The organism is Nocardioides ultimimeridianus, from assembly GCF_054777895.1.
In genome coordinates this window covers 1-17,386 of sequence record NZ_BAAHAB010000008.1, presented here as the reverse complement: position 1 = coordinate 17,386, position 17,386 = coordinate 1, and the positions used below count along the sequence as shown (strand labels likewise).

At 72.8% G+C, this 17,386-nt stretch carries 15 protein-coding genes; 3 read left to right on the top strand and 12 right to left on the bottom strand.

The features are described 5' to 3' along the window. Positions 1 to 21 precede the first annotated feature (21 nt). Positions 22 to 783 carry an SDR family NAD(P)-dependent oxidoreductase gene (locus tag ACYU8V_RS08555; protein WP_460846639.1) on the top strand — a complete coding sequence of 254 codons (762 nt, stop codon included), beginning with the start codon at positions 22 to 24 and terminating at the stop codon, positions 781 to 783. Next, complete coding sequence (locus ACYU8V_RS08550) at positions 780 to 1,595, top strand: SDR family NAD(P)-dependent oxidoreductase (protein WP_460846638.1); 816 nt, start codon at positions 780 to 782, stop codon at positions 1,593 to 1,595. Before ACYU8V_RS08555 ends, ACYU8V_RS08550 begins: the two co-directional genes overlap by 4 nt. 36 nt (positions 1,596 to 1,631) lie before the next feature. Here the strand turns inward: ACYU8V_RS08550 and ACYU8V_RS08545 are convergent, their stop codons facing one another. The 3 genes from ACYU8V_RS08545 to ACYU8V_RS08535 form a co-directional block, all read right to left on the bottom strand. Further along, positions 1,632 to 2,369 carry a Fic family protein gene (locus tag ACYU8V_RS08545; RefSeq protein ID WP_460846636.1) on the bottom strand — a complete coding sequence of 246 codons (738 nt, stop codon included), beginning with the start codon at positions 2,367 to 2,369 and terminating at the stop codon, positions 1,632 to 1,634. 19 nt (positions 2,370 to 2,388) lie between these two features. Next, positions 2,389 to 3,570 carry a cytochrome P450 gene (locus tag ACYU8V_RS08540; RefSeq protein ID WP_460846634.1) on the bottom strand — a complete coding sequence of 394 codons (1,182 nt, stop codon included), beginning with the start codon at positions 3,568 to 3,570 and terminating at the stop codon, positions 2,389 to 2,391. A 73-nt stretch (positions 3,571 to 3,643) separates the two neighbouring features. Then, entirely contained in the window at positions 3,644 to 4,420 is a 777-nt protein-coding gene (locus ACYU8V_RS08535) for an alpha/beta fold hydrolase (RefSeq protein WP_460846633.1), read from the bottom strand. A gap of 75 nt (positions 4,421 to 4,495) precedes the next feature. Here ACYU8V_RS08535 and ACYU8V_RS08530 point away from each other — a divergent pair, with 75 nt between their 5' ends. Next, entirely contained in the window at positions 4,496 to 5,506 is a 1,011-nt protein-coding gene (locus tag ACYU8V_RS08530; RefSeq protein ID WP_460846631.1) for a class I SAM-dependent methyltransferase, read from the top strand. Between the two features lie 12 nt (positions 5,507 to 5,518). On the opposite strand, the gene ACYU8V_RS08525 is transcribed toward ACYU8V_RS08530, so the two are convergent. The 9 genes from ACYU8V_RS08525 to ACYU8V_RS08485 all read right to left on the bottom strand — a co-directional run. Then, positions 5,519 to 6,259: a sirohydrochlorin chelatase gene (locus tag ACYU8V_RS08525; protein WP_460846630.1), complete on the bottom strand. Its 741-nt coding sequence runs from the start codon at positions 6,257 to 6,259 to the stop codon at positions 5,519 to 5,521. After that, a complete protein-coding gene (locus tag ACYU8V_RS08520; protein ID WP_460846628.1) occupies positions 6,256 to 7,368 on the bottom strand; it encodes a uroporphyrinogen-III synthase in 1,113 nt (370 codons plus the stop codon). Before ACYU8V_RS08520 ends, ACYU8V_RS08525 begins: the two co-directional genes overlap by 4 nt. Beyond that, positions 7,365 to 7,721 (bottom strand): nitrite reductase small subunit NirD, encoded by a 357-nt coding sequence (gene nirD, locus ACYU8V_RS08515; RefSeq protein ID WP_460846626.1) that lies wholly within the window; start codon positions 7,719 to 7,721, stop codon positions 7,365 to 7,367. The genes ACYU8V_RS08520 and nirD overlap by 4 nt, the downstream gene beginning before the upstream one ends. Then, positions 7,721 to 10,282 carry a nitrite reductase large subunit NirB gene (gene nirB, locus ACYU8V_RS08510; protein ID WP_460846625.1) on the bottom strand — a complete coding sequence of 854 codons (2,562 nt, stop codon included), beginning with the start codon at positions 10,280 to 10,282 and terminating at the stop codon, positions 7,721 to 7,723. The genes nirD and nirB overlap by 1 nt, the downstream gene beginning before the upstream one ends. Before the next feature lie 121 nt (positions 10,283 to 10,403). Beyond that, positions 10,404 to 11,858 carry an FAD-dependent oxidoreductase gene (locus tag ACYU8V_RS08505; protein WP_460846624.1) on the bottom strand — a complete coding sequence of 485 codons (1,455 nt, stop codon included), beginning with the start codon at positions 11,856 to 11,858 and terminating at the stop codon, positions 10,404 to 10,406. After that, positions 11,855 to 13,915 carry a molybdopterin oxidoreductase family protein gene (locus ACYU8V_RS08500; RefSeq protein ID WP_460846623.1) on the bottom strand — a complete coding sequence of 687 codons (2,061 nt, stop codon included), beginning with the start codon at positions 13,913 to 13,915 and terminating at the stop codon, positions 11,855 to 11,857. Before ACYU8V_RS08500 ends, ACYU8V_RS08505 begins: the two co-directional genes overlap by 4 nt. A gap of 134 nt (positions 13,916 to 14,049) precedes the next feature. Beyond that, positions 14,050 to 15,603, bottom strand: a complete 1,554-nt coding sequence (locus ACYU8V_RS08495) for an MFS transporter (RefSeq protein WP_460846622.1) — start codon at positions 15,601 to 15,603, stop codon at positions 14,050 to 14,052. 93 nt (positions 15,604 to 15,696) lie between these two features. Next, entirely contained in the window at positions 15,697 to 16,818 is a 1,122-nt protein-coding gene (locus tag ACYU8V_RS08490; RefSeq protein WP_460846620.1) for a serine/threonine-protein kinase, read from the bottom strand. Between the two features lie 72 nt (positions 16,819 to 16,890). Continuing rightward, positions 16,891 to 17,386 (bottom strand): hypothetical protein (locus ACYU8V_RS08485; RefSeq protein ID WP_460846619.1); only part of this gene is annotated, 496 nt, incomplete at its 5' end.

Below are 17,386 nucleotides of genomic sequence, written 5' to 3'. Positions count from 1 at the left end.
GTTAGGCCGGTCATTTGACAGGTGTCAACAAGTTCAGACGAATGTCAGGAGCGGTGCCATGCAGCAAGTCGTCGTCATCGGAGGCGCGTCCGGGATCGGCGCGGCCACCGCCCGGGTCCTCCGCGCGGAAGGCCACGAGGTGGTCGTGGCGGACCTGCCCGGGACGGGTGCGGACCTCGACGTGGACGCACCGACGAGGCGGCGGTCGAGGCGCTGTTCCAGCGCGTGGCCGGCGAGGGGCCGTTCCACGGCGTCGTCAACTGCGCCGGCGTCAGCACCCTGGCACGCGTCGTCGACCACGACGCCGCCGAGTGGCGGCGGATCGTCGACGTCTGCCTCACCGGCGCCTTCCTGGTGCTCAAGCACGCCGGCCGCACGGTCGCCGACGGCGGGTCGCTGGTCTCGCTCTCCTCGCTCAACGCCCGCCAGCCCGGGACCGGCCTGGCGGCGTACTGCTCCTCCAAGGCGGGCCTGGTCGCACTCACCGAGGTGACCGCGCTCGAGCTCGGGTCGCGCGGGGTGCGGGTCAACGCCGTGGCGCCCGGGCTGGTGATCACGCCGCTGACCGCGCCCGCCATGGACATCCCAGGGGTCCGCGAGGACTACCTCGACAACACCGCCCTCGGCCGCTCCGGTGAGCCCGAGGAGATCGCCGAGGCGATCGCGTTCCTGCTCTCGGACCGGTCGCGCTGGATCACCGGCGAGACCCTGGACATCAACGGCGGCGGGCACCTGCGCCGCTACCCCGACCTGGTCGGCCTGGTCGAGAAGGCCTTCGCATGACCCGGACCGCGATCGTCACCGGCGGCGGCTCCGGCATCGGCGCCGCACTGGTGCGCGCGCTCGTCGCCGAGGGCGCGTACGTCGTCTGCGCCGACCTCGACCTCGACGCCGCGACCCGGGTGGCCCGGGACGCCGCGGGCGGCGGGACCGCCGTCGCGCGCCGGGTCGACGTCACCTCGGCCGCCTCCGTGCAGGCAGCCGTCGACGCGGTCGTGGCCGAGCACGGCCGGATCGACCTGCTCTTCAACAACGCCGGCATCACCTTCCTGGGCAACACCGAGGACCTCACCCTCGAGCAGTGGAACGCGATCATCGACGTCAACCTGCGCGGCGTCGTGCACGGCGTCCACGCCGCCTACCCGCGGATGATCGCCCAGGGCGGCGGGCACATCGTCAACACCGCCTCGATGGGCGGGCTGATGGCGGCCGGCCTGATGACGTCGTACGTCGCCACCAAGCACGCCGTCGTCGGCCTCTCCCTCGCGCTGCGCACCGAGGCCGCCGCGCACGGGGTCGGCGTCACGGTCGTCTGCCCGGCCGCGGTCGACACCCCGATCCTGGACAAGGGCGAGATCGGCGCCTACCGGGGCCGCGACTTCTACCTCGAGGGGCAGGGCGTGAAGCGGCCCGTGGACCCCGACGTGCTCGCCCGCCGGGTGCTCGCCGCGGTGGCCGCCGACGAGGCGATCGTGGTCGAGCCACTGCAGGCGCGGATCGCGTGGCGGCTCGGGCGGCTCGCGCCGGTCGTGGTCAACCGGATGGCGACGCGGTTCATCGCGCAGCAGCGGGCCGGGGCGCGGTCGTCAGGTTGAGCGGTACGGGAACCGCACCGCTCAACCTGACGACCCTCACTCGGCGGTACGCCGCAGCGGGCTGGCCTCCGCGGCCGCGGCGTACGCCTCGGCGGAGTAGAGCAGCCAGGAGTGGCGGCCCGCGGGGCTGCCGGCGGCCCAGCCGCGCAGGTTGGACTCGTACTGGGCGCGCAGCGCCAGGTGGGCGGCCTCGGGCACGATGAGCGACTTCTCGTCGACCCCGCGCGCGACCAGGACCAGCCGCTCGACGGCCCGGGCGACGATGCCGTTGTGGCTCGGGAAGGGCGCCGCGGCGGCCAGGTCCGCGTGCACGATCGCGGCGATGCCGAGGGCCGGCGCGTCCGAGGGCGTGGTGATCAGCTCGGCGACGGCGCGCAGGACCTCCGCCGACGAGGCGTCGCGCGGCCGGCCGAGGCGCTCGGCCGGGAGCGACGTGGCCGCGGCGAGCGCGTGGATCCGCGCCAGCGCCTGCAGCGGCTGGGCACGCAGGGCGGGCGCGAGGCCGAGCAGCTCGGTGGAGAGGCGTACGGCGTCCTGGGCGATCTCGTCGCCCTCACCGGCCCGGACCTGGGCCAGCGTCGACCCGGAGCCCTCCAGTGCCGCGCTCGCGTGGGCGCCGCGCAGCAGCGACTCGGCGGTCATCTCGGGGCTGGTACGGCGCAGCCCGCGGTCGCGGAGCACGACGTCGATGCCGTCCCGCGCTCCGGCGTACGCCGACGGCACGCCCTCGAGCGACTGCAGCCAGCCGGCGGTGGCGGCGGGGAGGTCGGTCACCCGCCCAGCCTAGGAGCCGTCAGCCGACGGGCGTGAACCGGATCGGGAAGCGGATGGCGCCGGTGTTGCCGCTGACCGGCAGCCACTCCCCCGGGCCATCGGGGACCGCGTCGGGCATCCGGGCCGCGAGCAGCGGCAGCGCGACGGCCATGTCGATGCGGGCCACGAAGTGGCCCAGGCAGTGGTGCACGCCGCCGCCGAAGCCCATGTGGGTGGGCCGCGGCGAGGTGATGTCGAAGTCGGTCACCGGCATCGCGCGCGGGTCGGTGCCGACGCTGTGCGAGAGCAGCTGCACGATGCCGCCCTTGGGGATCAGCAGGCCGTTGATCTCGACGTCCTCGAGGGCCTCGCGGGTGATCCAGGTGACCGTGGGGTTCACCCGCATGACCTCCTCGACGGCGTTCGGGCCGAGCTCGGGGTCGGCGCCGAGCAGCTTCCACTGGTCGGGGCGGGCGAGCAGGGTCTGCAGCGCGAGCCCGAGCTGGTTGCGGGTGGTCTCCATGCCCGCGAACACCAGGAAGACCAGGGCGACGCCGAGCTCCTCGGCGCTCAGCCGCTCCTCCTGCTGGGCCCGCACGAGGTCGCTGACCAGGTCGTCGGTCGGGTTTGCGGTGCGCGATGCGACCACGTCGGCGACGTACCCGTAGAGGCCGTCGAGCGCGCCCTCGATGCGCGGCAGGTCGGCCTTGAGGTTGACCCCGAAGCTCTTGCCGAGGTCGTCGGCCCAGTGGGCGACCTGCGGCCACTCCTCGTCGGGCAGGCCGAGCAGCCCGCAGATGATCCGCGAGGCGTAGGGCTCCGCGAACTCCGAGATGAACTCCACCTCGCCGCGGGCCGCGAAGCCGTCGATCAGCTCGCCTGCGATCTGCTGGAAGCGCGGGCGCATGGCCGCGATGGGCCGCTGCTTGAACGCCGGGAACAGCAGCCGCCGGATCCGGGTGTGCTCCTCGCCCTCGAGCGCGAGCAGGGTCTTGGCCCACCAGTCGTGGAAGGGGCCGTCGTGCACGCCGTTCTGCGCGGGCCACTGCGCCGTGCCCTGCTGGAAGCGGCGGTCCTTGAGGATCGCGTTCGCCTCGGCGTACCGGAGCACGGCCAGGCCGTAGTTGGTCTCGGCGTACCAGCTCTCCTCACGGGCCTCGTGGACCTCCGGCGACGTCACGTCGAAGGAGAGGTCGCTGAGGTCGAAGCGCGGGATGTGCATGGGGGCATCGTCGCGAGCGCCGCGCAGGTGCGGCAAGCCGGGGTCCGCGGAAGACCGTCTCGGATCCGAGACCTCAGGAAGCAGGAGGTACGACGCGGTCCGCGAACGCGGCCACCGCCTCGGCGAACCGGTCCGGCTCGGCCAGGTGCGCGAGGTGGCCGCCGCCGGGCGGCATCACGACGAGCTCGAGGTCGTCGAGATGGTCGGCCAGGTGGTCGCGCACCGGCGCGGGCGGGTCCTCCGCGGCGACGTACAGGACGGGGGCGGTGACGGCGTCGAGCAGGCCGTCCACCAGCGCCTGCATCTCGGCCGGGGGCATGGTCAGGGGCGTGTGCCAGTGGTCGAGCACGAGCGCCTGCTCGACACGGCGGGTGCCGGCGACCCGGCTGCGCTCCGGCTCGGGCAGCCGGGCCACGCCGATGCTCTCCTCGAACGGTGCGAACGCGCCGGCGAAGTCGGGCCCGCGCAGCGCGTCGCCCAGCTGCCGCACGAACCCGGCGAACTGCCCGACGACCAGCGGCTGGTCGACGTCGACGACCCCGCGGACCGGGAACTGTGCGGCATAGCCGATGGCCGTCATCGTGCCGGCGGAGTGTCCGATCACCACCGGCTCCTCGACGCCGAGGCCCGCGAGGGTGGCGTGCAGCCGCTCGACCACGACCGAGGGGCTCGCGCCCGAGCCGGTCGAGTCGCCGTGGCCGGGCAGGTCGACCGCGATGCATCGGAAGCGGTCCCGCAGCCGCTCCACCACCGGGTCCCAGGTACGCCGGCTGAAGGTCAGCCCGTGCACGAGCACCAGCGCCGGGCCGGCGCCCGTGTCGTCGTACGCGAGGAGGTCGTCGTCCGTCATGGCCGCACTGTAATGCGCCATCCACCCCCGCGGCGCTGCCCGTTTTTCGGGCCCGCCGGGCGTAGCCTTGCGCTGATGTCCGAGCAGAACTCCCCTGATCTCGCCCTGTCCTTCGGGGGCGTGGTCGACGCGTACGACCGGGCCCGTCCCGGCTACCCGTTGGACGCTGCCCGCTGGCTGACCGGCGACGCCGACGACCGGCCGCTGACCGTGCTCGAGCTCGGGGCCGGCACGGGCAAGCTGACCGAGCAGCTGCTCGCGCTCGGGCACGACGTGCACGCCACCGAGCCCGACCCGCAGATGTTCGACCGGTTGACCCAGCGCTTCCCGGAGATGCGGGTGACGCAGAGCAGCGCCGAGGAGATCCCGGTCCCCGACTCCAGCATCGACGTCGTGGTGGTGGGCCAGGCCTACCACTGGTTCGACAAGGAGATCGCGCTGCCGGAGATCGCGCGCGTGCTCAAGCGCGGCGGCCACCTGGCGCTGGCGTGGAACATCAAGGACGAGAGCATCCCGTGGGTCAGGCGGCTCGGCCGCCTGCTCGGCGTCTCCGAGGCGGAGCGCACCGCGGGCCCGGACGAGGCACTCGAGGCGTCGCCCTACTTCGGCATCCCCGACGAGGCGATCTTCAAGCACTGGCAGATCGTCGACCGTGACTCGATCCAGGACCTGGCCCTCTCCCGCTCCACCATCTCGACGCTTCCGCAGGGCGAGCGCGAGGCCAAGATCCGCGAGGTGCTGGCGTTCTACGACGACTTCGGTCGCGGATACGACGGCATGCAGCTGCCCTACCTCACCAAGTGCTACCGCGCGATGGTCGCGGTCAAGCCACACCGCGCACCCCGACCCGCGGTGGAGGTCGCCGCCGAGGAGCCCGGCGAGAGCCTCGCCGACGTGACCCGGGAGAACCCGGCCGTCGTCGACACCATGGGTGCGGGGCTGTACGCCGGCGAGGAGACCGTCCCGCTCGCCGCGAACTACGTGCGCGACTACGACACCGGCAGCCTGCCCGCGCAGGACATCCCGGGCATCTCCGAGCCGCCCGCCGACGACGACTCCGGCGTGCTGCTCATCAACTTCCGCTGAGTCCGGCCGGGCTCAGGCGGCGGCGCGGATCAGGTCCCGGGCACGGGCGGTGATCAGCTCCACCACCCGGCGGTGCGGGCCGAGCACGTCGGCGACGGTGGCCGCACCGGCCGCGAGGGACTCGGCCCGCGCGCGATCGGCGAAGTGCCCCGGAGCCAGCAGGTACGGCGACACGGCGTCCCCTCGCCGCACCACCTCGGCCGGCCGCTGGCCGATGCCGGACAGGGTCGCGACCCGGACCGGACCGCCCCACGCGACCGCCAGGAGCCGGCCCGCCCGCTCGAGGTCGTCGCTCGCGGCCGGGTCGTTCGAGCCGGCGGCCACCAGCACCACGGGCTGCCCGCGGCGGGCGCCGACGGCGACGAGCCGCTCGACCTGCACGGCGGCCAGCAGCGGGTCGGGGCCGAGGGGGCGCCCGACCGGCAGGTCCGGTCCCGCCTGGGTGGGCAGGTCGTGGCGCACGTGGTAGCCGGTCGAGAGCAGCAGCGGCACCACCGCAACCGAACCGGCGGTGTCGCGCGCCCCGAGGTCGGCGACGACGTCGGCGAAGAGGGGCGCGCACAGCTCGACGTACGACGTGGTGGCGACGCACCCGAGCCGGCGCGCCGCCATCGCGGTGAGCTCGGCGGCGACCAGGTTACCGGCGGGGTTGCGGGTGCCGTGGGCGACGGTGAGGAGCCGCGGGGTCCCCGCGAAGTTGTCGGCGGAGGAGCGCAGCGGGGGAGCCGAGAAGTTCGTGGGGTAGCTACTCATTGGGCCACCGCCAGCCGGTAGCCACGCTTCACCACGGTCTGGATGACCCGGGTGCCCAGCGCGGCCCGCAGGCGCGCGACGGCCATCTCGACGGCATGCTCGGAGCCAGCGGTGCCGGACGGCAGGGCGGCCAGCAGCTCGCGACGCGAGACCACGATGCCGGGGTTGACCAGGAGCGCCTGGAGCACGGCGTACGGCGCCGGGGTGAGCTTGACCTCGGCGCCGTCCAGGAGCACGTCGGTCCCGTGCAGCAGCAGGGTGTGGCCGGCGACCTCGAGGCTGGTGCCGGTGGCGCGCGAGGGCAGCTCGAGCTCGAGCTGCTTGACCATGGCCGCGAGCCGGGAGCGCTCGGGGAAGATCGTGGGCACGCCCCACATCTCGAAGGCGGCGGCGGTGACCGGGCCCACGCAGGCGGCGATCACGTCGGCCTGGAAGGCGGCCGCGACCTCGTCGCGGTGGCCGGTGGAGGTGGCGGCCTGCATCAGCGCCGCCACCGCCGGGGCGGCGGTGAACGTGACGGCGTCGACCCGTCGCATCGCGATGTCCTCGACCAGCCCGAACATCGGCTCGGGGTCCTCGGCGCCCTCGACCCGGTAGACCGTGACGGTGGTGACATCGGCGCCCTGACGGCGCAGGGCGTGCGCGGCCATCGACAGCGACTGGCCGTGCTCCTGGACCACGATCCGCAGCCCGGTCAGGTCCCGGCCGCGCAGGTGCGCGAGGACGTCGTCGAGCTGCTCGGACTCCGGTGCCCACAGCTCGCGCAGGCCGGAGCGGCGCAGCGCGCCCACGCTCTTGGGGCCGCGAGCGAGGATCTCGGCGCCGGCCAGGTGCTCGCGGAGCCGGCCGAGCAGGCCCCAGCGATCGGAGGCGGCGAACCAGGAGTTCAGGCCGATGCCGGTCGTCGCCACGAAGATGTCGACCGGGTGGGCCAGGACGTCCTCGGTCGCGGCCCGGAGCGCCACCTCGTCGATGTGGTTGGGGTCCAGCGACAGGGCCGGCGCGTGCACGACCTCGGCACCGCGGCGCTCCAGCAGCGCGACCTGCTCCTCGGCCCGCCGGGCGGCGGTCACGCCGATCCGGAATCCGGCGAGGGGCAGATCGGTCACGACGCGATTGTCTCGCGCCGGGGACCCACCACCACAACCCCGTCGTCGATGCGGACCTCGTAGGTGGGTACGACGACCGCGGGGTCGTCCAGGCAACGGCCGGTGCGCAGGTCGTACTTCTGCTTCAGCAGCGGGCTCGCCACGAACGGGACCTCGGTGTCACCGACCGTGATCGTGCCGACGATGCCGCGGGCGAGGACCGACGCGTGCCCGATCGGGTCGTAGTTCGAGAGGGCGAACACCTCGTCGTCGTAGGTGCGGATCACGGCGACCGCACGTCCGTGCACCAGTGCGGTGACGCCGCTCTCGCGGGTGATCTGCTCCAGCCGGCACACCGACTCCCATTCCTGCATCACGGGGCTCCTACCGGGATTCGCGAGCCCAGGTCGACCGGGCCGTCGGTGAGGGCAGCCTGGATCTGGCCACGCTCCTCGCTGAAGGTGATGTTCGGGTCCGGCGTACCGGGGGCGTTGACGAAGGACACGAAGCGGGCGAGCTTCTGGGGGTCCTCCACGGTCGCCTTCCACTCGTCGAAGTAGCTGTCGACGTGCCCGGCCATGGCCGCCTCGAGCTCGGCGCCGAGGCCGAGGGAGTCCTCCACGACGACCTCGCGGACCCGGTCCAGGCCGCCGACCTCGTCCATCCAGTACGCCGTGCGCTGCAGCCGGTCGGCGGTGCGGATGTAGTACATGAGGAAGCGGTCCAGGTAGCGGATCAGCTCGTCCTTGGACAGGTCGCCGGCCAGCAGCTGGGCGTGGGCCGGGATGGCACCGCCGTTGCCGCCGACGTACAGGTTCCAGCCCTTCTCGGTGGCGATGATGCCGAAGTCCTTGCTGCGGGCCTCCGCGCACTCGCGGGCGCACCCGGAGACGCCGCCCTTGAGCTTGTGCGGGCTGCGGAGACCGCGGTAGCGGAGCTCGAGCTCGATGGCGAGGCCGACCGAGTCCTGCACGCCGTACCGGCACCAGGTCGAGCCGACGCAGGACTTCACGGTCCGCAGCGACTTGCCGTAGGCGTGGCCGGACTCCATGCCGGCGTCGACCAGGCGCTTCCAGATCGCGGGCAGGTCCTCCATCCGGGCGCCGAACATGTCGATGCGCTGGCCGCCGGTGATCTTGGTGTAGAGCCCGAAGTCCTGGGCCACCTGGCCGATGACGATCAGCTTGTCCGGCGTGATCTCGCCGCCGGGGATGCGCGGGACGACCGAGTAGGTGCCGTTCTTCTGCAGGTTCGCGAGGTAGGCGTCGTTGGTGTCCTGCAGCGTGGCGTTGGCGCCGTCGAGCACGTGGTGGTTGAGCAGGCTGGCCAGGATGCTCGCGACGGCGGGCTTGCAGATGTCGCAGCCGCGGCCGGAGCCGTGGGCCTCGATGATCTCGTCGAAGCGGCTGTAGCCGTGGATCGCCACGACCTCGAACAGCTCCTGGCGGGTCATCGGGAAGTGCGCGCACAGGCTCTTGTCGACGGTCTTGCCCGAGGCGGCGAAGAAGTCCTCGACGATCTTCTTGACCACCGGCTTGCACGAGCCGCAGGTCGAGCCGGCCTTGGTGCACTTGGTGACGCAGCCCGCGTCGCTGCACGGGCCGCCGTCGTTGAGGGTGCTCTCGTCGGAGACGGCCGCGACGATCTCGGCCTTGGTCACGTTGTTGCAGGAGCAGACCTGCGCCTCGTCGGGCAGGCCGATCTCCACACCGCCGCGGGAGGCCGGGAGGATCAGGTCCTCGGGGTTGTCGGGGAGGGTCATGCCGGAGGCGACCAGCGGGCGGAGCACGCCGTACTGGCTGGCGTCGCCGACCAGGATGCCGCCGAGCAGCTCGTAGCCGCCGTCGGCCTTCTCCTTGACGACCAGCTTCTTGTAGATGCCGGCGACGGCGTCGGAGAAGACGACCTCGAGGGAGTCCTCGGTCGTGGCGAAGGCGTCACCGAAGGAGGCGACGTCGACGCCGAGCAGCTTGAGCTTGGTGGACATGTCGGCGCCGTCGAAGGTGCCCTCGCCGCCGAGCAGGGTGTCGGCGACGACCTCGGCCATGTCGTAGCCGGGGGCGACCAGGCCGTACATCCGGCCGCCCGGCGCCGCGCACTCGCCGATCGCGTAGATGTGCTCGTCGCTGGTGCGGCAGTGCTCGTCGACCAGGATGCCGCCGCGCTCGGCGATGTCCAGGTCGGCGGCGCGACCGAGGTTGTCCCGCGGCCGGATGCCGGCGCTGAAGACGACCAGGTCGGCGTCGATCGGGTTGCGGTCCTTGAGCGCGAGGCCGGTGACCTTCTCGGTGCCCAGGATCGCCTCGGTCATCGCGCCGGTGTGGACGTTGAGGCCGAGCTTGTTGATGTGGCTGTTGAGCGTGGATCCGGCGGCGTCGTCGATCTGGACGGCCATCAGGCGCGGCGCGAGCTCGACGACGTGGGTCTCCAGACCCAGCTGGTAGAGCGCGTTCGCGGCCTCGAGGCCGAGCAGGCCGCCGCCGATGACGGCACCGATCTTGGCCTTCTTCGACGCCTTGCGGATCGCCTCGAGGTCCTCGATCGTCCGGTAGACGAAGACGTTCTTGAGGTCCTTGCCCGGCACCGGCGGGACGAACGGGTAGGCACCCGTCGCGAGCACCAGGTCGTCGTAGTGCAGGTCCTCGCCGTTGTTGAGCGTGACGATGCGGTGCTTCGGGGAGACCGCGATGGCCTCGACGTTCGTGCGCAGCGTGACGCGCGGGTCGTCGTAGGTACCGCCGGGCAGGAAGCTCAGGGCCTCCGCGCCCCGCTCGAAGAAGGAGGTCAGCGCGACGCGGTCGTACGCCGGACGCGGCTCCTCGCCGATGATCGTGACGTCGTAGGTCTCGGTGAGACCACGCTCGATCGCGGCCTGGACGAACCGGTGGCCGACCATGCCGTGCCCGACCACGACCAGCTGCAAGCGGTGTGCCATCTGATGCCCTTTCCCTCGGTGCACTACCTATTCCACGCGGTTCCGGTTTCGCGTCCGGACCGCTCAGGAGCACCCCGCGGTCAACTACTTCTCACGGCCTCACCGAGACGTGAGATCCCCGTTACGAGGCTGTAACACGCGAGGCCAGGAGCTGGCGGACGGCGTCGCCGCACCCGCCGCACCCGGTGGTGGCACGGGTCTCCGCCCGCACCTGCTCCAGCGACCCGCACGCGCGGATCGCGCCGGCCGAGACGCCTGCGCACTGGCAGATCTCGGCCTCGTCGGGCAGCACCACGGGAGTGCTGTCCCCCTCGGTCACTGCGAGCAGCAGCTCGCCCGGCTCGCGGGGACCGAGCACCGTCTGCCGGTCGAAGTGCTGGGTGATCAGGCCGATCCGCGACAGGTCGCCGACCAGCGCGCCGGCCACGATCCGGCCGTCGCGGACCACGAGCTTGCGGTGCGATCCGCGGACCGGGTTGGTCATCTCGACCACCTCGCCCTCGGCCTGCTCCGGGTCGCCGAGGACGGCCACGTCGAGGTCGGTCGCACGCAGCCGGGCGACGATGCGGTGGCCGTCGTACTTCACCGGGCGGTCGACGAGGACGCGGGCGAGGACCTCGGCCTGCTCCCAGGCGGGAGGCACGAAGCCGGTGGTGCGGCCGGCGTGCTCGGCGCAGTCGCCGATCGCGAAGATCTGCTCGTCGGGGCGGCAGGACGTGCTGCGCAGCCGGTCGTCGACGACGATGCCGCGGTGCACGTCCAGGTCGGCCTTGCGGGCCAGCGACGTGGCCGGGCGGCCGCCGGCGGCGAGGATGACGAGATCGGTGTCGAGGCTGGCGCCGTTGTCGAGCTGCAGCGAGACGCGGCCGTCGATCTCGCGGGTGGGGGCGAGGCCGAAGCCGGGGCCCGCGCCGGCCTCGATCAGCCGCACCACGCGGGCACCGGTGTAGACCTGGGTGCCCAGCTTCTTCAGGTCGCGGGCGAGGAGGCGGCCCGCGGTGCGCGAGACCTGCTGGCGCAGCAGGTGGTCGCCGCCCTCGACCATCTCGACCTCGAGGCCGCGGATGGCCAGCGCGCGGGCGACCTGGAGGCCGAGGAGGCCTCCGCCGACGACGACCGCGCGGCGCTGGCCGTCGAGGGCCCCGATCAGGCCCTCGCAGTCGGAGAGGTGGCGGAAGGCGTGGACCGACTCGTGCAGCGAGCCGTCCAGCCGCACCAGGCCGCGGATCGGCGGCAGGGTGGGGAGGGCACCGGTGGCGAGCACCAGCGCGTCGTACTCGATCACGGTGCCGTCGACCAGCATCACGTCGGACAGCTCGCGGTCGATGCCGAGGACGCGGGAGCCGAGGCGCAGGTCGATGCCGTGGTCGGCGTACCACTGCTGCGAGCGGAGCTCGATCGCGTCGGGGCGGTGGGTGCCCTCGAGCACGGCGGACAGCAGGATCCGGTTGTACGGCGGCGCCGACTCGTCGCCCAGCACCGTGATCGCCCAGTGCTCGGTCGCACCGAGCGCGACGAGCTCCTCGAGCAGCCGTGCCGTGGCCATGCCCGCGCCGACGACGACCAGGCGCCTCATGCGGGGACCTCGAGACGGGCCGCGCACACCTTGAACTCCGGCATCCGGCTGGACGGGTCGAGCGCGTCGTTGGTCAGCTTGTTGGCACCGACCCAGTGGAACGGCACGAAGACGGTGTCGGGCCGGATCGTCGTCACGATCCGCGCAGGGGCGGTCATCTCGCCGCGCCGGGTGCGCACGGTCAGGGCCTCGCCGTCGCGGGCGCCGAGCCGGCCGGCGAGCATCGGGTGCAGCTCCACGAACGGCCCGGTGTCGGGGAGGTCCCTGATCCGCCGGGTCTGCGCTCCGGACTGGTACTGCGCGAGCACGCGGCCGGTCGTCAGGTGGATCGGGTACGTCGCGTCGGGCTGCTCCGCGGCGCCGACGTACTCCTGCACGAGGGCGCGGGCGCGGCCGTCCGGGGTGGCGAAGGACGAGGTGAACATGCGCGGGGTGCCGGGGCTGTCGACCGACGGGCAGGGCCAGAAGACGCCCTGCTCCTCGCGGATCCGGTCGTAGGTGATGCCGGCGTAGTCGGCCTTGCCGCCGGCCGACGCGCGGCCGAGCTCGGCGAAGATCTCCTCCGGCTCCTGGGAGAACCCGACCGGCGCCTTCAGCCGCTCGGCCAGGCCGGCCATGATGAACAGGTCGCTCTGCACGCCCTCGGGCGCCTTCGCGGCCTGCTGGCGCAGGATCACCCGGCCCTCGAGGTTGGTCATGGTGCCGGTCTCCTCGGCCCACTGGGTCACCGGCAGCACCACGTCGGCGAGCGCGGCGGTCTCGCTGAGCACGATGTCGGCGACGACCAGGAGGTCCAGCGACGCCAGCCGCTCGCGGACGTGGTCCGCGCGGGGCGCGGAGACCACGATGTTGGAGGCGAAGACCAGCAGGGCCCTGGCCCCGCCGCCGTCGCCCAGCGAGTCGAGAAGCTCGTACGCCGAGCGCCCCTTGCCGGGCAGCGCCTCCGGCTCCACGCCCCAGACCCGCGCCACGTGCTCGCGGGCCGCGGGGTCGTCGATCATCCGGTAGCCGGGCAGCTGGTCGGACTTCTGCCCGTGCTCGCGGCCGCCCTGGCCGTTGCCCTGGCCGGTCAGGCAGCCGTAGCCGGCGAACTCGCCGCCGGGGAGGCCGAGGGCCAGCGCCACGTTGATCCACGCCAGCACCGTGGCGGTGCCCTGCGCCTGCTGCTCGGCGCCGCGGGCGGTGAGGATCATCGCCTTCCTCGTGCCACCCAGCAGGGCGGCGAGCTCGCGCAGCTGCTCGACGCCGACACCGGTCACGCGCTCGACCCGCTCGGGCCACCAGGCCGCGACGGAGCGGCGTACGTCCTCGAAGCCGGTGGTGCGCTGCTGGACGTAGGTCTCGTCGACCAGGCCCTGCGCGTCGAGCAGGTGCAGCACGCCCAGGGCGAGCGCGAGGTCGGTGCCGGGGACCGGCTGCAGGAACAGGTCGGCGCGCTCGGCGGTGGCGGTACGCCGGGGGTCGACCACCACGACCTTCCCGCCCCGCTCGCGGAGGGCGTCGAGGTGGCGGGCCGCCGGCGGCATCGTCTCGGCCAGGTTGGAGCCGACGAGCACGACCACGTCGGCCTGCTCCACGTCGGCCAGCGGGAACGGCAGCCCGCGGTCGACCCCGAACGCCTGGTTGCCGGCGCTGGCGGCCGAGCTCATGCACCAGCGGCCGTTGTAGTCGATCTGGCTCGTGCCGAGCGCGACCCGCGCGAACTTGCCGAGCTGGTAGGCCTTCTCGTTGGTGAGGCCGCCGCCGCCGAAGACCGCGACCGCGTCCTTGCCGTGCGCGTCCTGGAGCGTCGTGATCCGCTCGGCGATCAGGTCGAGCGCCTCGTCCCAGGTGGCCGTGGCGAGCTCGCCGGTCTCCCGGTCGCGGATCAGCGGCGTGGTCAGCCGCTCGCGGTGCCCCCGCAGCCCGGTCGAGGTCCAGCCCTTGCGGCACAGCGCACCGCGGTTGACCGGGAACTCCTCCCACGGCGTCACCTCGAGCTGCCCCCGGCCCCGCACCTGCAGGGTCATCCCGCACTGCAGGCTGCAGTACGGGCAGTGGGTGCGGATCTCGGTCATGTCGTCCATTTCAGGTCGCAGGCGTTTCGGTTCCGGAGCGGGCGGCCGACCCGCGGTGTCAACTAGTTCTCACGTGCTCACGAAATGGCCGACGCGGGCCTGCCCCGAGGCAGGCCCGCGTCATGGGAGTGGCGTCAGATGCCGGCGTACGCACCCTTGCGGCGCACGTAGACGGTGAAGGTGACGGCCGCACAGGCCACGTAGAAGGCGGTGAAGATCCAGAAGGCGGTCTTCGTGGCGCCCAGCGGGTCGGTGATCCACGGGTTGGAGAAGGTGATCGGGATCAGGAAGCCACCCAGGGCACCGATGGCGCCGATGATGCCGGCGGCGGCCGAGGCCTTCTTCGTCGAGTCGAGCAGCGCGAGCTCCCGCTCCGGGGTGCCCTCGCCGGTCGCGCCGACGGCGTCCTTGCGGAAGATCGCGGGGATCATCTTGTAGGTCGCGCCGTTGCCGATGCCGGTGCAGGCGAAGACGAACAGGAAGATCACCAGGAACACCGGGAACACCGCGTGGTTGGCGTGGATCGCGTGCACCACCGGGTCGGGGAAGGTGAACGACTTCGGGTCGGCCTTGATCTTGGCGAGCGCCTCCGGGGTCGGCGGCGGCGGGAAGCCCTCGAGGTGACCCAGGGTCACGAGGATGCCGAGGGTGCCGACGATCATGCCGACGAACGCGGCCAGCGTGATCCGCGCGCCGCCGAACCTGTCGGCCAGGTAGCCGCCGAGCGGGCGGGTCAGCGAGCCGACGAGCGCGCCGAGGAAGGCGTAGAAGGCGAAGTTGATGCCGATGCCGACGACGGTCGGGACGGGCTGGCGCCAGAAGTTCAGCTTGATCAGCAGCGGCATCGCCGAGGAGTAGCCGATGAACGAGCCGAAGGTGCCGATGTAGAGGAACGCCATGATCAGGGTGTGCTTGTGCTTGAGCACGGCGAGCTGGGACTTGGTGTCGGTCTTGGCGCTGGTCAGGTTGTCCATGAAGAAGTACGCCGCGACGGTCGCGGCGATCGCCAGGCCGGCGTACAGCCAGGCAGCGCGCTCCAGGTGCACGCCGCCCGCGGAGGCCTTGACCAGGCCGAAGGCGCCCGCGCCGCCGACGATGATCGGCAGGAAGAACTGGATGATCGCGACGCCGATGTTGCCGCCCGCGGCGTTGAGGCCGAGCGCGGCCCCCTTGAGCCGGGTCGGGTAGAAGAAGTTGATGTTCGCCATCGAGCTGGAGAAGTTGCCGCCACCGAAGCCGGCGGTGGCCGCGATCAGGCAGAAGGCCCAGTACGGCGTGCTCGGGTGGGTCACGAAGAAGGCGAACAGCAGCGTCGGGATCAGCAGCATGCTCGCGCTGACCATGGTCCAGTTGCGACCGCCGATCTTGCCGACCGCCAGGGTGTAGGGCACCCGCAGCAGCGCGCCGACCAGGTTGGGGATCGCCACCAGGAAGAACAGCTGCTGGGGCGTGAAGTTGAAGCCCTGGGCGAGGAGGAACGCCGACGAGACGCTCCAGATCAACCAGACCGAGAAGCCGAGGTGCTCGGAGAAGATGGACCAGATCAGGTTGCGGCGCGCGATGGGTGCGCCGGTGGACTCCCAGAACTCGGGGTCCTCGGGCCGCCAGTCGTCGATCCAGCGGCCGCTGCGGTGCGCCACTGGTGACGTGGTGGCGCCGGTCGTAGTGGGTTCGGTGCTCAGGCTCATGCGACGATCGTGGGCGTACGCCGTTTCGGCCTCTCGCGTCGCGGCGTACGCCTCTGGTCAACTTCTCCTCACGCGCTCACCGCTGCGCGCGGGTCAGTGATGACGGTGCCGGTGGTGGCCCTTGCCGTGCTTGCGCTTGACCTGCGTGACGTGGTGGTGCACGCGCGGCTTCGGCTTCGTGGTCCTCGCCACGGTGGCCACGCGGTGGGTGGCCGGGGTCGCCGGAGCCGAGGACGCGGGCTGCTGACGGGCGGCCTCGGTGGTCCGCGGCGCCACGGGCGGTACGACGGAGGGCCGGTCGGTGCCGTCCGCGACGCCGACCGCCAACACGGCCGCCAGGAGGGCTACCACGGTTGCCAGCACCGCACCGGCAGCACGACGCCGGCGGGTGGCACCCGGCGTGAACGACACGGTCTCCTCGCCCGGCAGGGCCACCGGCCCGGCGAGCATCCCGGCCACCTCTCCGGCGGCGGGCCGCTCGGCCGGGTCGCGCGCGGTCATCGCGGCCAGCGTGGTGACCCACGGCGTGCCGAGCGAGACGGGGATCGTCGGCGCGGACCGCATCCGCGCGAAGGCGACCTCGACCCCGGTGCCCGCGAAGGCGCGCCGGCCCGTGAGCGCCTCGAGCAGCACCAGACCCAGCGAGTAGACGTCGGCGGCCGGGCCGACGTCCTCCATGGCGACCTGCTCGGGGGCGAGGTAGGCCGGCGAGCCGACCACCATTCCCTCGGTGGTGTGCTCGAGCGCCCGCCCCACCATGCGGGCGATGCCGAAGTCGGCCAGGCAGGCCGTGCCGTCGGGCCGCAGCAGCACGTTGCCCGGCTTGACGTCGCGGTGCACGATCCCCTGGTCGTGGGCGTAGGCCAGCGCAGCGGCCAGCTGCTCGCCGATCGCACGGACCCGGTCCGGGTCGAGCGGGCCGGCGGCGAGGGCCTCGGCCAGTGTGGGGCCGTCGACGAGCTCCATCACGATGAACGGCCGGTCGTCGTCCAGGCCCGCGTCGAGCACGGTGACGATGCCGGGATGGTTGAGCCGGGCCACGGTGCAGGCCTCGTCGGCGAAGCGGTTGCGGTCGGCATCGGAGGCGCGCAGCACCTTGACGGCGATCTCGCGCCGGAGGAGCTCGTCGGTGGCACGGTGCACATCGGCCATGCCGCCGCTGCCGACGCGCGCCCCGAGGCGATAGCGCCCGCTCAGCAGGGTGTCGGTCTCCACGACCTCTCCTTCGACAGTGGTGCTCGGGGGCAGGCCCCGGTACCCACTACCGGCCGGCGCCACTCCCCCCGGCTACCCGTCCGCCGGGTAGACCTGGCGCAGCGCGGGGTCGAAGTAGTCGGTGTACTGGCCGAAGGTCACCTCCACCCAGGCGGGCTGGGTGAGCCGGCCGGGGACGCCGATGACGACCACGCACCGGTCCGGGGTGTTCTCGACCTCCTGGGCGGTCGCGGCGCAGGCGTCCGCCAGCCGGCCCCCGTCGAAGCGGCTGGGGTCGAACGACCGGTCCCGGCCCGTCGCGCGGCTGGCGCCCACCAGGCGGAGGCCCTCGCTCGGGTCGTAGTCCCACATCTGGTCCCGGCCGTCCTCGCGCACGTGCACCTGCGCGAAGTCGGACGCCAGGTAGAGGCCGGTGACCTCGGTGCCGGGGCCGGCGCGCAGCGCGGTGAGGAGGCCGGCGTACCCCGGGGCGCTGATGACCGACGCCGGCGCGGGCGGCGGGCTGTGCTGGTGCCGCGCGAGGACCCCGCCGAGGGCAAGGAGCGCGACCGCGCATCCGGCGGCGCGG

What these genes read in the sequence shown, in the direction of transcription:
- ACYU8V_RS08550 (WP_460846638.1), top strand. Translation starts at nt 780, where the DNA reads ATGACCCGGACCGCGATCGTCACCGGCGGCGGCTCCGGCATCGGCGCC.
- nirD (WP_460846626.1), bottom strand. Translation starts at nt 7,721, where the DNA reads ATGCAGGAATGGGAGTCGGTGTGCCGGCTGGAGCAGATCACCCGCGAG.
- ACYU8V_RS08505 (WP_460846624.1), bottom strand. Translation starts at nt 11,858, where the DNA reads ATGAGGCGCCTGGTCGTCGTCGGCGCGGGCATGGCCACGGCACGGCTG.
- ACYU8V_RS08500 (WP_460846623.1), bottom strand. Translation starts at nt 13,915, where the DNA reads ATGACCGAGATCCGCACCCACTGCCCGTACTGCAGCCTGCAGTGCGGG.
- ACYU8V_RS08540 (WP_460846634.1), bottom strand. Translation starts at nt 3,570, where the DNA reads ATGCACATCCCGCGCTTCGACCTCAGCGACCTCTCCTTCGACGTGACG.
- ACYU8V_RS08530 (WP_460846631.1), top strand. Translation starts at nt 4,496, where the DNA reads ATGTCCGAGCAGAACTCCCCTGATCTCGCCCTGTCCTTCGGGGGCGTG.
- nirB (WP_460846625.1), bottom strand. Translation starts at nt 10,282, where the DNA reads ATGGCACACCGCTTGCAGCTGGTCGTGGTCGGGCACGGCATGGTCGGC.
- ACYU8V_RS08495 (WP_460846622.1), bottom strand. Translation starts at nt 15,603, where the DNA reads ATGAGCCTGAGCACCGAACCCACTACGACCGGCGCCACCACGTCACCA.
- ACYU8V_RS08525 (WP_460846630.1), bottom strand. Translation starts at nt 6,259, where the DNA reads ATGAGTAGCTACCCCACGAACTTCTCGGCTCCCCCGCTGCGCTCCTCC.
- ACYU8V_RS08535 (WP_460846633.1), bottom strand. Translation starts at nt 4,420, where the DNA reads ATGACGGACGACGACCTCCTCGCGTACGACGACACGGGCGCCGGCCCG.